General features: G+C 63.1%; 16 protein-coding genes and 2 tRNA genes. 6 read left to right on the forward strand and 12 right to left on the reverse strand.

Features of this window, described 5'->3' with window-relative positions; genetic code table 11:
* Positions 1-111 precede the first annotated feature (111 nt).
* From JAB4_RS09635 to JAB4_RS09645, 3 genes are all read left to right on the forward strand, one after another.
* Positions 112-1590, forward strand: coding sequence for an efflux transporter outer membrane subunit (locus JAB4_RS09635; RefSeq protein ID WP_070224699.1), 1479 nt, complete (start codon positions 112-114; stop codon positions 1588-1590).
* A gap of 73 nt (positions 1591-1663) precedes the next feature.
* On the forward strand, positions 1664-2839 hold the full coding sequence (locus JAB4_RS09640) for an efflux RND transporter periplasmic adaptor subunit (RefSeq protein ID WP_070224698.1): 1176 nt from the start codon (positions 1664-1666) through the stop codon (positions 2837-2839).
* Positions 2840-2848: 9 nt separating this feature from the next.
* Positions 2849-5908: an efflux RND transporter permease subunit gene (locus JAB4_RS09645; RefSeq protein WP_070224697.1), complete on the forward strand. Its 3060-nt coding sequence runs from the start codon at positions 2849-2851 to the stop codon at positions 5906-5908.
* A gap of 125 nt (positions 5909-6033) precedes the next feature.
* On the opposite strand, the gene JAB4_RS09650 is transcribed toward JAB4_RS09645, so the two are convergent.
* From JAB4_RS09650 to JAB4_RS09675, 6 genes are all read right to left on the reverse strand, one after another.
* Positions 6034-6408, reverse strand: coding sequence for a hypothetical protein (locus tag JAB4_RS09650; RefSeq protein WP_175444823.1), 375 nt, complete (start codon positions 6406-6408; stop codon positions 6034-6036).
* Positions 6409-6668: 260 nt separating this feature from the next.
* Positions 6669-7592, reverse strand: coding sequence for an S-adenosyl-l-methionine hydroxide adenosyltransferase family protein (locus JAB4_RS09655; RefSeq protein WP_139143833.1), 924 nt, complete (start codon positions 7590-7592; stop codon positions 6669-6671).
* A gap of 18 nt (positions 7593-7610) precedes the next feature.
* On the reverse strand, positions 7611-10115 hold the full coding sequence (locus JAB4_RS09660) for a TonB-dependent receptor (RefSeq protein WP_227742131.1): 2505 nt from the start codon (positions 10113-10115) through the stop codon (positions 7611-7613).
* A 104-nt stretch (positions 10116-10219) separates the two neighbouring features.
* On the reverse strand, positions 10220-11098 hold the full coding sequence (locus JAB4_RS09665; RefSeq protein ID WP_070224695.1) for an NAD(P)H-hydrate dehydratase: 879 nt from the start codon (positions 11096-11098) through the stop codon (positions 10220-10222).
* A 17-nt stretch (positions 11099-11115) separates the two neighbouring features.
* Positions 11116-11880 carry a histidine phosphatase family protein gene (locus JAB4_RS09670; protein WP_070224694.1) on the reverse strand — a complete coding sequence of 255 codons (765 nt, stop codon included), beginning with the start codon at positions 11878-11880 and terminating at the stop codon, positions 11116-11118.
* An 80-nt stretch (positions 11881-11960) separates the two neighbouring features.
* Positions 11961-13361, reverse strand: a complete 1401-nt coding sequence (locus JAB4_RS09675; RefSeq protein ID WP_070224693.1) for a cation:dicarboxylase symporter family transporter — start codon at positions 13359-13361, stop codon at positions 11961-11963.
* Positions 13362-13618: 257 nt separating this feature from the next.
* On the opposite strand from JAB4_RS09675, the gene JAB4_RS09680 reads away from it, so the two are divergent.
* Both JAB4_RS09680 and JAB4_RS09685 read left to right on the forward strand, forming a co-directional pair.
* On the forward strand, positions 13619-13996 hold the full coding sequence (locus JAB4_RS09680) for a nuclear transport factor 2 family protein (protein WP_070224692.1): 378 nt from the start codon (positions 13619-13621) through the stop codon (positions 13994-13996).
* A gap of 13 nt (positions 13997-14009) precedes the next feature.
* Positions 14010-14399 (forward strand): hypothetical protein, encoded by a 390-nt coding sequence (locus JAB4_RS09685; protein WP_070224691.1) that lies wholly within the window; start codon positions 14010-14012, stop codon positions 14397-14399.
* 3 nt (positions 14400-14402) lie between these two features.
* Here the strand turns inward: JAB4_RS09685 and JAB4_RS09690 are convergent, their stop codons facing one another.
* Positions 14403-15008, reverse strand: a complete 606-nt coding sequence (locus JAB4_RS09690) for a YigZ family protein (protein ID WP_070224690.1) — start codon at positions 15006-15008, stop codon at positions 14403-14405.
* A gap of 68 nt (positions 15009-15076) precedes the next feature.
* Positions 15077-15334 (reverse strand): hypothetical protein, encoded by a 258-nt coding sequence (locus JAB4_RS09695; protein WP_070224689.1) that lies wholly within the window; start codon positions 15332-15334, stop codon positions 15077-15079.
* A gap of 123 nt (positions 15335-15457) precedes the next feature.
* Between JAB4_RS09695 and JAB4_RS09700 the strand changes: the two genes are divergently transcribed.
* Positions 15458-16201 carry a helix-turn-helix transcriptional regulator gene (locus tag JAB4_RS09700; protein ID WP_227742168.1) on the forward strand — a complete coding sequence of 248 codons (744 nt, stop codon included), beginning with the start codon at positions 15458-15460 and terminating at the stop codon, positions 16199-16201.
* A 151-nt stretch (positions 16202-16352) separates the two neighbouring features.
* On the opposite strand, the gene JAB4_RS09705 is transcribed toward JAB4_RS09700, so the two are convergent.
* The 4 genes from JAB4_RS09705 to JAB4_RS09720 form a co-directional block, all read right to left on the reverse strand.
* Entirely contained in the window at positions 16353-16856 is a 504-nt protein-coding gene (locus tag JAB4_RS09705; RefSeq protein ID WP_070308536.1) for a hypothetical protein, read from the reverse strand.
* A gap of 144 nt (positions 16857-17000) precedes the next feature.
* Positions 17001-17966 (reverse strand): restriction endonuclease, encoded by a 966-nt coding sequence (locus JAB4_RS09710; RefSeq protein WP_227742132.1) that lies wholly within the window; start codon positions 17964-17966, stop codon positions 17001-17003.
* A 374-nt stretch (positions 17967-18340) separates the two neighbouring features.
* A tRNA-Lys gene (locus tag JAB4_RS09715) sits at positions 18341-18416 on the reverse strand.
* A 72-nt stretch (positions 18417-18488) separates the two neighbouring features.
* A tRNA-Lys gene (locus JAB4_RS09720) sits at positions 18489-18564 on the reverse strand.
* Positions 18565-18641 lie beyond the last annotated feature (77 nt).

Here is an 18641-nt window from a genome sequence, read left to right on the forward strand (position 1 = left end):
CGGTGCTCTACAATCGTAGGACGGGTGGGCAGGATCGCCAGCCTGGTATCGCGATACTTTTGCGATATTTTTCAACGGCAATGTGGCACGGCAACGTAACGGACCAGCACCATGTTCTTCAGCATCCGGCAGCCCATACTCGGCATCCTCATGGCATGCCTGCTGGCCGCTTGCGCCGTCGGGCCGGACTTCCGGCCTCCCGCCGCCCCCGGCGGCGACCGCTACACGCCGGCACCGTTGCCGGCGCACACCGTGGCCGCCCCTGGTCCCGCCGGCCAGGCGCAGCGCTTCGTGCCGGGCCAGGATATTCCCGCGCAATGGTGGTCGCTGTTCCAGTCGCCGGCGCTGGACCAGCTCGTGCGCGGCGCCCTCGCGCGCAGTCCGGGCCTGGCGTCGGCCCAGGCGGCCCTGCGCCAGGCCGATGAAAACTACCGCACCCTGTCCGGCCGCCTGCTGTATCCCGAAGTGGGCGCCCGGCTGGGCGTCAGCCGCGAAAAAAACAGCAGCCTGGAAGGGGCAGGCGGCGTCCTCAATTTGTACAATGCCTCGGTGAATGTGTCGTATGCGCTGGATGTATTCGGCGGCAACAAGCGCCAGCTGGAGGGCTTGCGAGCGCTGGTCGACTATCGGCAGTATCAGCTCGAAGCCGTGTACCTGGCCCTGACGGCCAACCTGGTGACGGCGGCCATCCGCGAAGCGTCGTTGCGCGCCCAGCTGCAGGCCACCGGCGAAATACTCGACGCGCAGCAAAAGCAGCTGGACCTGATCGAGCAGCAATTGCGCTTCGGCGCCATCGGCCGCGCTACGGTGCTGGTCCAGCGCAACACGGTGGCGCAGACGCGGGCCAGCGTGCCGCCGCTGGAAAAGGCGCTGGCCCTGACGCGCCACCAGCTGTCCGTGTATGCGGGCCGCTTGCCCAGCGAGCCCGGCATGCCTGAATTCGATCTGGCGTCGCTGCGCCTGCCGCAGGACTTGCCCGTCTCCCTGCCGTCGGCCCTGGTGCGCCAGCGTCCCGACATCCGCGCCAGCGAAGCGCTGCTGCAGCAAGCCAGCGCGCAGATCGGCGTCGCCACGGCAGCCATGTATCCCCAGTTCACCCTGACGGGCAATGCCGGCGCGCTGGCCACCAGCGTTCCCGCGCTGCTGCACGCCAGTTCTGCCGTGTGGGGCGTGGCGGCCGGGCTGGCACAGCCTATTTTCAATGGGGGCGCATTGCGCGCCCAGCGGCGTGCCGCCATCGCCGCCTACGAGGGCGCGGCGGCCGATTACCGCGCCACCGTGCTGGCCGCCTTCCAGAATGTGGCGGACAGCTTGCGCGCCCTCGAGGCCGATGCCGCCGCCTTGCAGCAGCAAGCCGAGGTGGAGGCGCTGGCCAGCGAATCGCTGGCGCTGAGTACGCAGCAATTCAAGCTGGGCGCCATCAGCTACCTGAGCCTGCTGGACGCCCAGCGCACCTACCAGCAGGCCAGGGTGGGGCTGGTACAGGCGCAGGCGGCCCGCTATGCCGATAGCGCAGCGCTGTTCCAGGCGCTGGGCGGCGGCTGGTGGAACCGTCCTGCGTTGCAGGCCGTTTCCATGGCGGCAGACTGACGGGCTGGCAAGGCAAGGTCTTGCAACACGACACGCGCAATGGCAGCCGCAAGCAACAACAAGGAGCGTATCCATGACGAAACGCACGAAACGCATGCTCATCATGCTGGGGGCGGTGGTGCTGTTGATTGCCCTGCTGGCGCTGGGATTTTTCCTGCACATCCGCCAGCTCATGGCCAGTTCGCCCAAGCCCGCGCCGGAAACGGTGTCGGCGACCGTCATCCGCAAGGTCGAGTGGCAGCCGCACCTGGCGTCCGTGGGCACCCTGGTGGCCGTGCGCGGCGTCGACGTGACGAGCGAAATCGCCGGCCTCGTCAGATCCATCCATTTCAAGTCCGGCCAGGAAGTGAAGGCGGGGCAAGTGCTGCTGCAGCTGAATGCCGATGCCGACCTGGCGCAGCTGCGCGCCCTGGAGGCGGCGGCCGAACTGGCCGCGTCCGTGCTGGCGCGCGACCGCCAGCAATTTGCCGTGCAGGCGATCAGCCAGGCGCAGGTCGACAACGACGTGGCCGACCTGAAAAGCAAGCAGGCACTGGCGGCCCAGCAGGCGGCGCTGGTGGAGAAGAAGACCATCCGCGCGCCGTTCGCGGGCAAGCTCGGCATCACCACGGTCAACCCGGGCCAGTATTTGAATCCCGGCGACAAAATCGTCACCTTGCAAACCATCGATCCCATCTATGTGGACTTTTATATTCCGCAAAAGCAGCTGGGCGGGCTGCAGGTGGGACAGGTGCTGAACCTGTCCAGCGATGCGCATGCGAACACGGCGTTTGCGGGCAAGGTCAGCGCCATCAGTTCCAAGGTCGACCCGGCCACGCGCAATGTGCAGGTGGAGGCCACGGTGGCCAATCCCCAGCGGCAGTTGTTGCCGGGCATGTTTGCCAACGTCAAGGTGGAGGTGGGAGAAAAGAAACAGTACCTGACTTTGCCGCAGACGGCGATCACCTACAACCCGTATGGTTCCACCGTCTTCGTCGTGCAGCCGGCGCAGCAGGCGCCCAAGGCCGCCGCGCCGGGCGGCGCCGCTCCCGCCGCCTCACCGCCGAAGGCGGGCGAGCTGGTGGTGCGGCAAGTGTTCGTCACGACGGGCGAAACGCGCGGCGACCAGGTGGCCGTGCTGACGGGGCTCACCGAGGGGCAGCAAGTCGTCACCAGCGGGCAGATCAAGCTCAAGAACGGTAGTCCCGTGGTGATCAGCAACGTCGTCGAGCCGCGCAACAATCCGCAGCCCACGCCGCAAGAACATTGAGGCGCCGCCATGAACTTCACCGATCTCTTTATCCGCCGGCCCGTGCTGGCGATGGTGGTGAGCCTGCTGCTGGTGGTGCTGGGCTTGCGCTCCCTGTTCAGCCTGCCCATCAACCAGTATCCGAAGACGCAGAACGCCGTCGTGACGATCTCGACCACCTATTACGGCGCCGACGCGCAGACGGTGGCCGGTTTCATTACGCAGCCGCTGGAATCGGCCATCGCCCAGGCGCAGGGCATCGATTACCTGTCTTCGTCGAGCAGCAGCGGCGTGTCCACCATCACGGCCACCCTGCGCCTCAATTACGACGCGAACCGGGCTTTGACGGAAATTAACACCCAGGTCAGTTCCGTGAAGAACCAGCTGCCCGCCCAGGCGCAGACGCCCGTGCTGACGGTGCAGATGGGGCAGACGACGGACGCGATGTACCTGGGCTTTTACAGCAAGACCTTGCCGACGAATAATGTGACGGATTACCTGAGCCGCGTGGTCAAGCCCAAGCTCGATTCCATCAGCGGCGTGCAGACGGCGGAACTGCTGGGCGCGCGCCTGTTCGCGCTGCGCGCTTGGCTCGATGCGGACAAGATGGCCGCGTTCGGCGTGACGGCGGCCGAGGTCAGCACTGCCCTGGGCAATAACAATTATCTGGCCGCGCTGGGGTCCAGCAAGGGGCAGATGGTGACCGTTCCCCTGACGGCGGGCACGGACCTGCATTCGGTCGAGGAATTCAGGAAGCTTGTCGTCAAGCGCAGCGGCGACTCCATCGTGCGGCTGGAAGACTTGGCCACCGTCGTGCTGGGCTCGGAAAACTATGATTTCAACGTGGCCTTCAGCGGCGTGCGCTCCGTCTTCATCGGCATCAAGGTGGCGCCGGAAGCCAATATCCTCGACGTGGCCAAGCGCGTGCGCGCCAGCTTTCCCGATATCCAGTCCCAGCTGCCGGCCGGGCTGACGGGGGAGATCGTGTACGACTCGACGTTCTTCATCAATACCTCCATCAGGGAGGTCATCAAGACCCTGGTCGAGGCGCTGCTGATCGTCACCATCGTCATCTATCTGTTCCTGGGCAGCCTGCGGGCCGTGATCGTGCCCGTGATCGCCATGCCGCTATCGCTGATCGGCACGTTTACGGCCATGCTGGCGCTCGGCTATTCCATTAACTTGCTGACCTTGCTGGCCATCGTGCTGGCCATCGGCCTGGTGGTCGACGACGCCATCATCGTGGTGGAAAACGTGGACCGCCACATGAAGCAGGGCCAGCCGCCGCTGGAAGCGAGCCTGCTGGCGGCGCGCGAACTGGGCAGTCCGATTCTGGCCATGACGGTGGTGCTCATCGCCGTGTACGTGCCCATCGGATTCCAGGGCGGCCTGACGGGTGCGCTGTTCACGGAATTCGCCTTCACCCTGGCCGGCGCCGTGGCCGTGTCGGGCATCGTGGCCCTGACCCTGTCGCCCATGATGTGTTCGCGCTTTTTCCGTCCGGAACAGGATAGCGGCCGCTTCGTGCAAGCCATCGACCGCGTCTTCGGCAAGGTGCACGACACGTACCAGCGCCTGCTGCATGCGCTGCTCGACACCTGGGTGGTGCTCATCGTCATGGCGGCGCTATTGATGGTGGTGCTGGGGCTGATGTTCAAGATGTCGCAGTCCGAGCTGGCTCCCGAGGAAGACCAGGGCGTCGTGCTGTCGCAGGTGGTGGGCGACCCGACGGCCACGTCGGACCAGATGCAAGTGTATGCGGAGCAAATCTACCAGGTGGCCAAGGCCATGCCCGAATACAGCCAGATGTTCCAGATCACGGGCGTGCCGACGGTCAACTCGGGTTTTGGCGGCATGCTGATGACGCCGTGGAACGAGCGCACGCGCAGCGCCAAGGAAGTGCAGCAAGACTTGCAGGCGGGCTGGAACAAGATCGCCGGCGCCCGCGTGGCCGCCTTCCAGTTTCCCGCCTTGCCGGGCTCTTCGGGCTTGCCCGTGCAGTTCGTTATCTCTACCACGGAGCCGTTTGAAAATCTCGATGCCATTGCGCAGCAGGTGCTGGAGAAGGCGCGCTCATCGGGCAAGTTCTATTTCATCGATACGGACTTGAAAATCGACAAGCCGCAAGCGACAGTCGTGATCGACCGCGACAGTGTCGCCGCGCTCGGCATGACGCAGCAGGATGTGGGGCAGGCACTGGGCGCTGCTCTTGGCGGCAACTACGTCAATTACTTTTCCATCGCCGGGCGTTCGTATAAAGTGATCCCGCAGGTGCTGCAGGTGGACCGCCTGAACCCGTCGGCCGTGCTGGATTTCCACATCAAGACGCCCAGCGGCACGATGATACCGGCCAGTACCGTCGCGCATATCCAGTACGACGTCGTGCCCGAGTCGATCAACCGCTTCCAGCAACTCAATTCCGTGACGCTTTCCGGCGTGTCCGGCGCCTCGCAGGGCGAGGTGCTGGGCTTCATGCGCGACACACTGGCCCAGGTGGCGCCCAGCGGCTACACGGCTGATTATGCGGGCCAGTCGCGCCAGTTCGTGCAGGAATCGGGCGGCTTCATCGTCACCATGCTGTTTGCCGTGGTGATCGTCTTCCTGGCGCTGGCGGCGCAGTTCGAGAGTTTCCGCGACCCCGTCGTGATCCTCGTTTCCGTGCCGCTGGCCCTGTTTGGCGCCACCATGTTCATCTTCCTCGGCTTTGCGTCGATCAATATCTACACGGAGGTGGGCCTGGTGACCCTGATGGGCCTGATCAGCAAGCATGGCATCCTGATCGTGGAAGTGGCCAATCAGCTGCAAAAGACAGGCAAGAGCAAGCGCGAGGCCGTCGAGGAGGCGGCCGCCGTGCGCCTGCGCCCCATCCTGATGACGACGGCCGCCATGGTGTTTGGCGTGCTGCCCCTGGTGATCGCCTCGGGCGCGGGCGCGGCCGGGCGCCACGCGATGGGGCTGGTGATTTTCACGGGCCTGTCCATTGGCACCTTGTTTACCCTGTTCGTGGTGCCCGCCATGTATCTGTTCCTGGCGGCGGACCACCAGGCGCTGAGCGCACGGGGGGCTGGCAAGGCGGTTCCGGCCCACTGAGGCGCGGTGGCTGCGAGATTGTTGCGCTCTGCAATAAAAAGAGCCTTCATCGGAAGGCTCTTTGTTGCGTATTCTGCTACGGGCTTGCAGCCCGGCCGGCCGTCGGGGCGGAGCGCAGGCGGTATTTAGCTGCCGCGTGGTGGGGTGGTGCCGGTCCCTGTGCCCGTCCCGCCCCCTGTGCCAGTTCCTGTCCCTGTCCCGTTACCGGTGCCGGTACCCGGCGTCGTGTTGGGCGTGGTGGTCGGCGGCGTGGTCGTGCCGTCGGGATTGGTGGTCGTGCCCGGTGCAACGGATGGGGTAGCGGGCGTGGTGGTGTCCGGCGTGGTGGTGCCGCTGGTACCCGAGGTGCCGCTGCCGCCCGTGCCGGGCGTGGTGGCGGGCGTAGCTGGCGTGGCCGGGGCGGTGGTGGTTTCGTTATGCTTGTTGCAGCCGCCCAGCAGCGCGCAGACGATGGCGGTGCCGAGGACAAGCTTGCTGGTGCTAGGGAGTGGGGCCGTCATGATTGTTCCTTTCTCGTTGGAAAGCTGTCGTGGGTAGTCATACCTTGCCAACTGCCTGCCACGGTGCGGGCAGGCCGTCGTAGCAAGGCTGGCATCGCTTGCAAAAAATTAGAGTGGGCAGGTGCGCACAGGTTCACCGGATTTACAAATCAACGGCTATCGGCAGTAGGAGCGGCGATCCGTTTTGATATGGCGCAAACGCGCCACGTGAACGAGAAAGAAAGGGCCAGGACAGGACGTCCCGGCCGCGGGCGAGGGCTTTATTTGACGGCAGGGGCCTTGCTCACTTCCACTTCCCAATCTACGCCTGACTCGACGTGGTGTTTGGCGGCGAAGTCGCCCTGGCTGATGGCCACGGCCACGTCGAGCAGGCTGTTCAGGTAAACCAGCGGCTTGCCTTTGGCGACGCCGCCAAACGTGTGCTCGAACGGCGCCGTGACCTTGGCCACTTGCTTGCCCTTGTGCAGGATGCGTACTTGCAGCGGATCGTGCAGCTTCACCTGCAATTCGTCGAGCAGCGATTTCGGGATATTCGTCCAGACATTGCCATATTTCACATCGAGCACGGGCACGATGCCGCGGATGGTATTGCCGTCGCGTACGGGTTTTTGGTACGCGATCTTGACCACGGATGCGCTAGGCAATGACGGGCCCACCTGTTCGTAGGTGATGGCGCCCGAGGCCAGGCGCGCGCCCACGTACGCGTACACGTCGCGGCCATGGAAAGTGTAGGACTCGGCGGAGCCCGCCAGGCGGTTGACTTTTTCATCGATTTCACGCAGTTCGGCCACGCCGTCGCGCTCGGCGATCAACGTGAACAGGCCGTTGTCCGGCCCCACGAAGTAGCGGCCACCCTTGGTTTTCAGCACCACCGACTTGCGCGCCGTGCCCACGCCCGGGTCGATGACGGAAACAAACACCGTGCCTTGCGGCCAGTAATTGGCCGTCTGGTACAAACGGTAGGCGCCCAGCCAGATGTCGTAGTCGGGAATCTGGTGCGTCAGGTCCGAAATGGTGAGCTGGGGATCGACGCCATAGGCGACGCCATGCATGGCGGACACGGCGCCGTCGGCCGTGCCGAAGTCCGTCATCAGCACCAGCGGCGCGGCAGCCTGGGCACTGGACAGCAGGAGGGCGCTCAGGCAGGCACCGGCGACGAGATGGGAGATTCGTTTGATGATCATGATTTATCCTTGTCCGTGTCAGAACGTGTAGCTTAATTTAGCGTAAAAGTAGGCGCCATTGACGCCGATGGGGTTGATGAAATTGTAGGGCAGGGCGCCGCCATACGTGGCGTTGTTCGTTTCCCGCACGCGCTGCGGATAGCGGTCGAGGATATTGTTGCCGCCCACGCTCACCGTCAGTTGCTTGCTCAGTTTCAATTGCCCTTCCAGGTCCAGCGACCAGACGGCGCCGAAGCGCTGCGCGGGAATGCCGTCGATCAGGGGCGCATCGCTGTCGTACGAAAAATCTTTCAGTTCGCCAAAGCGCGTGGCGCGCGCCTGTACGCCCCAGCCTGCCGCCTGCCAGTCGGCACCGAGGATCACTTTGCTGGTGGGCGACGCATGTTTGATACGGAACAAACTCGTCTCCGTCAGCAGGGTCAGACTCGGATCGATGCTGCTCAATGCAGCGGAACTTTGGCGCACCTTGTCGAGACTGGTCTTGTTCAGGTTCAGGGCCGCATTCAGGTTCAGCTTGCCTGACGTGAAGGCCAGGTCGTGGTTCAGTACCACGTCCAGGCCTTTGGTACGCGTGTCGAGCAAGTTGGCCAGGTAGGCCACGGACTGGATATCGTCGCGGCCATTCGCGGCCAGGTAGGCCGTGACGGCGTCGCTTTGCAAGTCGCTCGAACGCGTGATGCGGTCGCGGATGCGGATCACGTAGGCATCCACCGTCACGCTGGTGGCGGTCGCCGGTTTCCAGGCCAGGCCCAGCGAGACGTTGGTCGATTTTTCCGGTTTCAGCTGTTGTGCGCCGAAGCTGCGCGCCAGCGGGTCGCTGGCCGGCAGCAGGGCCGCTGTTTGCAGGGCCGTGCCATCGGCGTTGAAGTTCAAGGTGGCGAAGCGGAAACCCGTCTGCACAAGGGCCGGTGCGCGGAAGCTGTTCGACAGCGAGCCGCGCACAAGAAAATTGTCCGCGACTTTATAGCGCGTGGACAACTTGCCCGTGCTGGCGCTGCCGAAGTCGCTGTAGTCGGAATAGCGGGCGGCGGCGCCCACCAGCAGGCGCGGCGTGAGGTCGCTTTCCACATCCGCATACACGGAGCGGATTTGCCGGCTGCCGTCGTAGGCGTCCGATGGACGCAGGCCCGGTCCCGCCTGCGCGCCCGGTGGCGCATCGGTGAAGCTGCCGGCCGCATACGAGGCAGCATCGCCGGCCGAGCTGGTGTAGGTTTCGCGCATCCACTCGGCGCCCACGGCCACGTTCAAGGGGGCGGGCAAGCCGATATCGATAGTCCGCGTGGCGTCCAGGTTCAGGGCATTCTGGCGGAAGTCGAAACCGGCCAGATTGAAACGCGTGGGGCTGGCCGCGCCCAGCGAAGCATTGACGGAGTGGCTCACGCCGTAGTCAAAGCGGTCGCTGCCGTGGCGCGCGCTGGCGTCCCAGTTCCACGCGCCCGCGCTGCCGCGCACGCCGGCAACGATGCTGAGGTCGCGCTTGTCGCCGTTGGTGACGGGGCGGTAGCCGTGCGGATACAGGGCCGGCACGTTCGACGGGTCGCCCGGATAGCGGAAGTAGGCGCTGCCGTCCGATGTGCGTTCGTTGAGGGTGGCAAACGAGTACAGGTCGAGGCCGCTGGCCAGGGTGAGCTGGGTGTTGTAGAACAAATAGTTGTTGCGCTGGCGCGAGTCGCCCGACTTGAACACCACCTTGCCGTCGAGCGCCTGGTCGGCCGGCGTGAAGTTGTAGGACGTCCAGCCCGCGTCGCTGGGGCCGGCCCGTTCCGTGGGCGAGCGGCGCCGCGTTTCCGCGCCGAAGCGGAAATAGCCCGTATCGCCCAGCGGCACGCCATAGTCGGCGTTGACGATGACGGTCTGGCCATCCGTCAGGGTTTGATCGGTGGGCTCGAAATGCGTGTGGTTGGCGCCGTAGCTGACGGAGGCGGCGCCGCCCGTGCGCGCCTTTTTCAGCACGATGTTGATGACGCCCGCCACGGCGTCGCTGCCGTACTGGGCGCCGGCGCCGTCGCGCAGGATTTCGATGTGGTCGATGGCGTTCGGTGGAATGGCGTTGATGTCGACCGGCACGGTGCCGGCAAAGCTGCTTTCCGTGTCCAGCACGGCGCTCGTGTGGCGGCGCTTGCCGTTGATCAGCACCAGCACCTGGTCGGGCGCGAGTCCCCGCAACTGGATGCCGCGCACGGAGTCCGACGCGCCGCTCGATTCAATGCGTGGGAAGTTGATCGACGGCGACAGGTTTTGCAGGGCCGCGCCCACGTCGCCCGAGGCCAGCGCATTGCTCACTTCACGCGCGCCGAAGCGGTCGATGGGCACGCTGCTGTCGAATACGGTGCGGTTGCGCGCGCGCGAACCGACGACGGTGACCTGGTCGATGCTGGCGCCGGCTGGCGTGGCGGCACCGGTGGCGGTGTCATCAGCCTGGGCCCAGGCGGGTGCGGCGCCCAGCATGGCGCAGGCCAGCACGATGGCGCGCAACTGCGTGGCGGGAATGGATGGGGAGGCGTATGAATGGCGCGGATGCAAGGCGGTGTCCTTTAAACTTAGTCATCTGGAAACAGTTGAATGAGCTTAAGGGAGACCGTTGCCCAGGCTAACGATTCTTTCTGGATATGCTTATGCTGTTGTTTTTATGCCGCCAGATTGCGCAGCAGGGCGGGAATCTCGGCCGGGATTTCGCGCGCCAGGTAGCCGAGGATGCCGAAGCGCAAGGCCAGTTGCTCGCCCGCCAGCGCATGCAGGGCGATGCCCCAGGCGCACGCTTGCTCCAACGGTGCGCCGCGCGCGGCCAGGCCCGTGATGATGCCGGCCAGGGTGTCGCCGGAACCGGAAATGGCCAGGCCGATATTGCCGCCCGCATGCGTCCAGGTGCTGCCATCGGGCATGGCGATGACGGTCAGCGCGCCTTTCAGCGCGACGATGGCATGCCAGCGCCGCGCCGCGTCCACGGCGCAGGCATGCGGGTCGGCCAGCACGGCATCCTTCGACAGGCCCATCAGCTGGGCCAGCTCGCCTGCGTGCGGCGTCAGCAGCACGGGCTGCTCAAAATGGAACTGCGGCGGCTGGCGCACGACCTGCATGGCGCAGGCGTCGAGGATCAGCCGGCTGCCGGAAAACAGGGGCAGCAGGTGGCGCATCAGCTCGCAGCTGGCGGCTGTGTCGCACATGCCGGGCCCGACGAGCACGGCATCGACCTTGCCGGCCAGCGGCGCCAGCTGGTGGCGCGCCTCGTGGCGGAAGCCGCCCTGCGCCGTTTCGTCCAGGCCGATGACCCGCGCTTCGGGCATGGCGACGGCCACTTGCGCCGCCACCGACGCGCCCGTCGCCAGGGTCAGTTTGCCCGCGCCCGCGCGCAGGGCGGCCGTGGCTGCCAGCACAATGGCGCCCGGCATTTCTTCCGAGCCGGCGACGATCAGCAGATGGCCGCGCACTTCCTTGTCGCCATCGGGCTGGGGCATGGGCAGGGGCCAGGAGCGCAGCAGGGAGGGCGTGATGTCGATGGCGTCCATGGATGAGCTCCGAAGGATCAGGATTTCGGCGCAGCCGGCATGTCGGGCTGCGCCGTGACGGGTGTGCCGGCCGCTTCCAGCGGCGCGACGAAGTTGCACAGGTCCAGCTGCAGCTTGCCGTGTCTGCCCAGGGCGGGATTGAAGGCATACGAGGTGACGCCGCAATTGGGCACGTCGGCCGCCTTGTCGATGGCCAGGATGGCGTGCTCGTCGCAGCGCTCGAGCAGGTAGCGGAAGCAATTGACGATGACCTGGTGGCCGACGATCAGCACCCGTTCGCCCCGGTATTCGCGGGTGATGGTGTCGAGCACGCTGCGCAGGCGCAGGATGACGTCGCACCAGCTTTCGCCGCCCGGCGGGCGGAAATAAAACTTGCCGACGTGCTGGCGCTGTTCGTGCAATTCCGGGTACTTGCTGGCGATGCCGTGCACGGTCAGGCGGTCGAGGATGCCGAATTCCTTTTCGCGCAGGCGCTCGTCGGCCACCACGGCGCCCAAGCTGTCGGCATCGATGCGCGCCAGCACGGCTTGCGCCGTCTGCTGGGCCCGCACGTAGGGCGAATACAGCACGACGGTCGGTTGTTGTTCAGGGGGGAGGGTGGCGAACCAGTCGCCGAGGGCTTGCGCCTGGCGCGCGCCAAGCTCGGAGAGGGGGACGTCGACATCGCGCTCGGCGATGGCGATTAATAACTGTTTTTCCGCTTCGGCGGCATCGCGCGCCACGTTGCCGGCACTTTGGCCGTGACGCACGATCCAGATTTGTTGCGGCCATTTCTGTTCCATCGCCTTGCGCCTTCCTCCGTATTGATTGCGATCCAATATAGACGAAAGCGGCAAGGCGCGGCGCGCAACTCGTTGGGCTTTTAGGCGGCGTGTTCCGCCTCATCCAGGTCCGGCGCGTCGTCGCTGTTGTAGACGGCCAGGTCGGTTTCGCCCATGACCCGGCTGGTGACGGTGCCGGCCGTGATCGAGCCGCTCACGTTCAGGGCCGTGCGGCCCATGTCGATCAGCGGTTCGACGGAGATCAGCAAGCCGGCCAGCGCGACGGGCAAGTCCATCGCCGACAGCACGATCAGGGCGGCAAACGTGGCGCCGCCGCCCACGCCGGCCACGCCGACGGAACCGATGGTGATGATGGCCAGCAAGGGCAGCAGGAAGCTGATGGTGAACGGATCGACGCCGACGGTGGGGGCGATCATGACGGCGAGCATGGCCGGATAGATGCCGGCGCAGCCATTCTGGCCGATGGTCGAGCCGAACGAGGCGGCGAAGTTGGCGATGCCTTCCGGCGTGCCCAGGCGCTGGGTTTGCGTCTGCACGCTCATCGGGATCGAACCGGCGCTGGTGCGCGAGGTAAAGGCGAAGGCCAGCACGGGGAAGACTTTTTTCACGAAGCGTAGCGGATTCAGGCCCACGCCGGCGATGATGGCCAGGTGCACGAGGAACATCAATATCAGCGCGCTGTACGAGGCGACGACGAAGTTGATCAATTTCAAGATGTCGGTGTAGCTCGACGATGCCACCACTTCAAACATCAGCGCGAACACGCCGTACGGCGTCAGGCGCAGCACCAGGGTGACCATGCGCATGACGATGGCGTGCGCCACTTTCATGAAGTGCTCGAAGGAGGCGAAAATTTCCGGCTTTTTCGCCGCGATGCCCGTGGCCGAGATGCCGATGAAGATCGAGAACACGACCACGGCGATGGTCGACGTCTTGCGCGCGCCCGTCATGTCGAGGAAGGGGTTGGTCGGCACGAAGCTGACCAGCAGTTTCGGCAAGGACAGGGCTTTCGCCGTTTCCAGCGAGCCTTGCAGCTGCACGCCGCGCGCCACTTCGGCCGCGCTCGAGGTCAGGCCTACTGCCGTCAGGCCGAACAGCTTGGCCATCAAAATGCCCAGCGCGGCGGCGATCGTGGTGGTAATGAGCAGGGTGCCGATGGTCAGCGCGCTGATCTTGCCCAGGGAACTCGCATCCTTGAGCTTTAAAATGGCGGAGATGATGGAGACCATGATCAGCGGCATGATGATCATCTGCAGCAGTTTGACGTAGCCGCTGCCGACGATGTCGATGTATTCATTGGTACCCGCGATGACGGGCGAGCCGGCGCCGTACAGCCACTGCACGGCCGCGCCCAGCAGCACGCCCAGGCCCAGGCCCGTGAAGACGCGCACGGTGAACGTCGCGTGTTTGCGTTGCTGGTGGAACATGAAGGCGAAGACGATCAGCGCAACGAGCAGGTTCAGAATGATGTTAATTGCCATGAAGGGGCCTTATCTTGGTTTTATTCGGGACTGCGGAGAGCACTTTACTACAAGTCATTGCTGCCCCAGCCTGGGGCGAAAGGGCAAGCACTGTACAGTACTATGGGGGTGTTTTACGCGATACTGCTGCGAATATTACGCTATATAAATATGCTCCACAGGCATAAGCCTTCAGGATGATTGTGAAATTGGCTATTTCGTGCCAGCATGGTTTTCCCGTTTGTTAATATGCGCGCGTGATTTTAATAAGGAAAAAAATGAATGCTTTAACGGAAGTACAAGTGCTGGATGCGGAAGAGCGCTTGCGCCTGGCCATGATGGCCTCCGACGTGGCCGCGCTGAATGTCTTGCTGGCCGACGAGCTACTGTTTACCAATCACCTGGGTCATCTGCTGAGCAAGCATGCGGACCTGGCCGCGCACGAGCAACGCCTGCTGGCCATCACGGACTTGCGCGCGTCCGAGCTCCATGTGCGCATCAACGGCAACGTGGCCGTGGTCTCCGTGCGCATGCAGCTGACGGGCAAGTATCACGACGTGGAAACGCATGGCGACTTCCGTTTTACGCGCGTGTGGGCGCAGGATGCGGCCGGCGCGCTGCAAGTGATCGCCGCCCATTCGGGCGTCGTGGCTTGAGGAGCACGGTTTAGTGGATCATCGTTCCAAAGGGCAGCTGTTTGAAGCTGTCATCGCCGCCGGCCCCGCCACGCTGGCCATCACGGCCGGCTATCCCCTGCTGCTGTACAACCTGGTGCGTACCTGGGCCGACGCCCCCGGCGCCAATGCGCTGGCCGCGCTGCTGCTGACGGGCGGCCTGTGGGCCTTGCTGGAATTCTGGCGCATCGCGCTGGCGACGGTGGCGCGCAAGGCCTATGCATTCAACTGGCGCTTCTGGCTGGCCATCGCCGGCTTCCTTGCCTGCTTCGTACGTTTCGTGCCGGACATGCCGGCCGGACTGATGCTGCTGTTGCTGGTGCTGCCGGCGCTGGCGTGGACGCATTTCATCTTGTTGCAGATCAAGCGGCCGCGCGACCTGTAGGGTTTATTCTTCCTCTTCGGCTTCTGCCTTCAGCCAGGCTATCCGCCCATTGCCCGCCTCATGCAGATGGGCGAGCAGGGCGGTGGCCGCCGTTTCAGGCAGGCTGAAGTCGAACAGCACGTCTTCCCCGTGCGCCACGTTCAGCAGGGTGGCGCCGGCGCCATCGAGTTCGCGGCGCAGCATGCCTTCCATCGCATACGGTACCGTGCAGCGCAGGGTGCGCTGGCGCACGATGGCCGTCTTTTCCGCCTGCAATAATGCTTGCGCCACGCTGTCCGTGTAGGCGCGCACCAGGCCGCCCGCACCGAGCTTGATGCCGCCAAAATAGCGCACGACAGTCGCCAGCACGCCTTCGAGGTCCTGATGGCGCAGCACGTCGAGCATGGGCCGCCCGGCCGTGCCGCTCGGTTCGCCATCGTCGACGGCCGCCGATTGCCCGCCCGCCAGCAGCGCCCAGCACACATGGCAGGCGCCCGGATGCTGCGCCCGCAACTCATTGACCACCTGCTGCGCGCTGGCGCGGTCCGTCATCGGCTGCACGCAACCGATGAAACGGCTTTTCTTGATGATCAGTTCGCTGTGGACGGGGGCGGCAATGGTAAACGGCATGGCGGGTGCGAAGGCGGGCAAAGCAGCATGATAGAGGAAATGCGCGCCGGGGACGAGCCGTTGGCCGCTTACTCCGTTGCGATGGACACCAGTTCGCGCAGCGCCGCATCGCGCACCTGCAGGATCTCGAACAGTCCCAGCGCGTGCAGGGCGGGCTGGGAGTCGACAATGTCGCGCTCGGCGATGGCCTTGTCCTCGATGCTGCTGGCGTCGTCCAGCCACAGTCGGGCATTGGCGAGAAAAGCGCCCACCGTGCCTTTGCGCACGGTGACGCCATTGAACTGGCCCTGGTTTTGTTGATCGGGTAAGACGTCTTCTGCACGCATGCTGAACTCCTGAAGGTTGGAAAGACTTCACTGTATGATGGCCGGATTGTCTTGCCTGCCTTGTTTATGTCATTCGATACGTCAAATCCGCCAATCTTGCCGCCAGCACCGCCGCTGCGCGCCATGCGCATTGTCCAGCCGCAGGAAAGGGTGACGGCGGCGCACCGCCATGCCAGCGGCCAGCTGTTCGGCGCCATGCGGGGCTTGCTCTCCGTTACGGCCGACAGCGGACATTGGGTGGTGCCGGCTAGCCACTGCGTGTGGGTGCCGCCCCATCACGTCCACGCGCTGCGTTCGCACGGCCCGTTTGCGGGCTGGAGCGTGTATGTGGACGAGGCCAGCTGCGCCGGCTTACCCGCCGCGCCGTGCGTGATGCGCGTCTCGGGCTTGCTGCGCGAGGCGGTGGGCCGCGCCAGCACTTGGGACGAGGGCGCGCTGGACGCACTGGATGCGCGGCAGGCCCGGGTGGCGGGCGTGATCCTCGACGAGATCGCCGCCGCGCCGCACGAATCCTTCGGCTTGCCCCTACCCACGGACCCACGCCTGCTGCGCGTGGCGCGCGCCGTGCTTGACGACCTGGCCGACGAGCGTGGCGTGGAAGCACTGGCCGCCTGGGCCGGCGTCTCGCCGCGCACCCTGGCGCGCCGATTCACGATCGAGACGGGCTTTACGCCCTCCGCCTGGCGCCAGCGCGCCCGCATCCTGCGCGCGCTGGAACTATTAGCCGCCGGCCAGCCCGTCACGACGATTGCGCTGGACTTGGGCTACGACAACGTCAGCGCCTTCATCGCCATGTTCAAGCGCGTGATGGGGGGGACGCCGGGGAGGTATGGGGATGGCAGTGAATCGAGCAATATCGGTATTTGATAAAGCGCAACTTGTTGCAGATAGAGATGGTCAAGGCTGAAATCATGTATGGGTGCCGGACTTGACCCTGACCCCATTTCAATGCTGGAAGAGCACCGCTGCTTTGCACGTCAGATTGAGATGATGAACGCTGGATACCCGTTCTGTTGAATTAGAAAGCGAGTGCCGTCAAGTGTTGGGGGCAAACAACCTTGTCGGATGGGGCGACGTCCTTTGCCAGCCTATGCATATCGGCTAGCGGAAGTACTTTCGTTCCTGTCCATCCCTCAGTGGGAAGCAGGGCTCGGATCGGGGCTTCAGGGCCGTTGTACACTACTGTGGCAGTGTTTGTCTCGAAGTCTATGGCGAAGAATATAAGATAGTCAGCGCGTCCTTTGCCCGGTGTAAATGCTGGTCCGGAGCTGGATTTCCCTGTTGCCTTTACCTGAACAGTCTTGCCGGTGCGGGTTAACGCGTCAACTCCTCCGGTACGCTTTTGAGGGAGTACCAGGTCGAAATGATGCAGAGCCAGCGCTTCGGCAATATCTCCAACAAGACGTCCATCCAGAGTGAACTTTAGCCCAGTGTCCGCATAGTGCGCTACGAGGGCCTGTTGTGCAATCCATAATTTATTGATAACTTCTGGCAGCTTAATGGTATTGACGATATTACGCATTTAAATACCTCTAGCTTGGGTGTTATGGACTGAAAGAGTCTGCGATAAAATGTCGAATGGAATAAATAAAATTCGATTCATTCACGCTGATGAGCGGCAAAGCCAGATAACTGTCGTGTGGATTAGTCAGGCTTGGCCGAGTAATCATTCTCCTTCGAAGTAGTCTGAGTCGATCTTCTTGAGCTCGTACATGCCGATGGTTGACACACCCACATTATGATCAATCATCATTGCTGCCAGTTGCTGGCCATCAATGAGAATAATCTTCGTATTTATTAGGCTGGCAAACTCCACAGCTTCCCGGGAATAGGTAGACGTAGTAATGAAGACTCCCTTACTTGCTCGCTGTCCCTGCAGCGCTCCAGCAAATTTCTGAATCTCTGGCCGGCCCACGGTCCCCTCCCACCGCTTAGCTTGGACATAAATAACGTCTAGGCCAAGCTTGTCTTCTTTGATAATTCCATCTATCCCGCCATCACCGCTTTTTCCTATTGCGCGGCCAGCGTCTTGCCGTGAGCCACCATAGCCCATTCCAACGAGAAGATCGATCACCAGACGCTCGAAAAACACCGGTGTAACCGATTTCACTTGCTCAAGCAAGTCTAGTTCGAGCTCGGATCGTAGCCGACCATAGGCAAAAGCGAGTTGATCCTCAGGGGTTTGGGTGGCAGACGATTCCTGTTCTGCTTGTCGCGGAACTACAGCATTATTCTCTGCCGTAGTGTCGCGTCGACGTGCACGGAAAGCGCGAAACTCATCGAACTGCTCTAAAGTCGCGACATTAATTTGTGCTGGCCCTTTTGCTAATAATGCCTTACCTCGTTCGGTTATTTGGAAAACGCCACGTTTTGGCGAGGTCAGCAACCCAGCCTGTTTCAGGTATGTTCTTGCCCATCCAACACGGTTGTCAAAAAGTGGTGCGGTCCCGCTCGGTAGCATCTCACTTCGCTCCTCATCCGTGAGGGCAAAGTCTTGGGTTAAGCATTCAATTGCGTCACGAGATCGATACTCCTTCCCGTCAGCCGCGAGACGAAGTAAGGGAAGCATAACAGTTTGATAATCGGGGATTGACATGAATTTTTTTGCCTTTAATACATAGATGCCGTTCACCAAGAGATACTAGCCTTAAAAGCAAGTAAAAGTGAATCAGTCATGTTACTTATCCGCAATGATTAATGCAACTAGCGGCATGTGATTCGCCCTGTGCAACGTGTCTCCAGTCGGTAGGAATTCAGCAGAAAATGAGAGCATGCGGCAAATGCGTTTTGGCTATTGGAGAGCGGAGAAGGCGGGGGCCGAACGGATCGCTGGGGATCGTTCGGAGCAACTGCTTAGCTCGTCAAAGCGACCTATTTTTTGCATGCATGGTCATCGCAGAAGACTCTGAAGCTGTGGGTCGGACGGGACCACATGTTTCCGAGGCGAGCGGAAACAAAGCAGAAACAAAAAAGCCAACCGCGAACGGTTGGCTTCTCTGAAGTATTTGGTAGGCCGTGCGGGATTCGAACCTGCGACCAACGGATTAAAAGTCCGCTGCTCTACCAGCTGAGCTAACGACCCAAAAACTTTTACAACTGCACTGCGGTAACGCTGTGCCGTATCAACATGCTTGCCATGATGACGGCTGAATCTTGGTAGGCCGTGCGGGATTCGAACCTGCGACCAACGGATTAAAAGTCCGCTGCTCTACCAGCTGAGCTAACGACCCAAGGGCGGCTATTATGACGGCCAACGGCGGTTTTGGGAAGGGCCGGGGTGGAAAAAAGCCTTGCGTGGCCCTCATGC

Source organism: Janthinobacterium sp. HH102, from assembly GCF_001758625.2.
GTDB lineage: Bacteria > Pseudomonadota > Gammaproteobacteria > Burkholderiales > Burkholderiaceae_D > Janthinobacterium.

Coding starts and splice junctions, on each gene's coding strand:
- JAB4_RS09650 (WP_175444823.1), bottom strand. CDS start 6,408: ATGACGGCCCCACTCCCTAGCACCAGCAAGCTTGTCCTCGGCACCGCC.
- JAB4_RS09700 (WP_227742168.1), top strand. CDS start 15,458: ATGCGCATTGTCCAGCCGCAGGAAAGGGTGACGGCGGCGCACCGCCAT.
- JAB4_RS09695 (WP_070224689.1), bottom strand. CDS start 15,334: ATGCGTGCAGAAGACGTCTTACCCGATCAACAAAACCAGGGCCAGTTC.
- JAB4_RS09690 (WP_070224690.1), bottom strand. CDS start 15,008: ATGCCGTTTACCATTGCCGCCCCCGTCCACAGCGAACTGATCATCAAG.
- JAB4_RS09635 (WP_070224699.1), top strand. CDS start 112: ATGTTCTTCAGCATCCGGCAGCCCATACTCGGCATCCTCATGGCATGC.
- JAB4_RS09705 (WP_070308536.1), bottom strand. CDS start 16,856: ATGCGTAATATCGTCAATACCATTAAGCTGCCAGAAGTTATCAATAAA.
- JAB4_RS09655 (WP_139143833.1), bottom strand. CDS start 7,592: ATGATCATCAAACGAATCTCCCATCTCGTCGCCGGTGCCTGCCTGAGC.
- JAB4_RS09665 (WP_070224695.1), bottom strand. CDS start 11,098: ATGGACGCCATCGACATCACGCCCTCCCTGCTGCGCTCCTGGCCCCTG.
- JAB4_RS09675 (WP_070224693.1), bottom strand. CDS start 13,361: ATGGCAATTAACATCATTCTGAACCTGCTCGTTGCGCTGATCGTCTTC.
- JAB4_RS09680 (WP_070224692.1), top strand. CDS start 13,619: ATGAATGCTTTAACGGAAGTACAAGTGCTGGATGCGGAAGAGCGCTTG.
- JAB4_RS09645 (WP_070224697.1), top strand. CDS start 2,849: ATGAACTTCACCGATCTCTTTATCCGCCGGCCCGTGCTGGCGATGGTG.
- JAB4_RS09670 (WP_070224694.1), bottom strand. CDS start 11,880: ATGGAACAGAAATGGCCGCAACAAATCTGGATCGTGCGTCACGGCCAA.
- JAB4_RS09640 (WP_070224698.1), top strand. CDS start 1,664: ATGACGAAACGCACGAAACGCATGCTCATCATGCTGGGGGCGGTGGTG.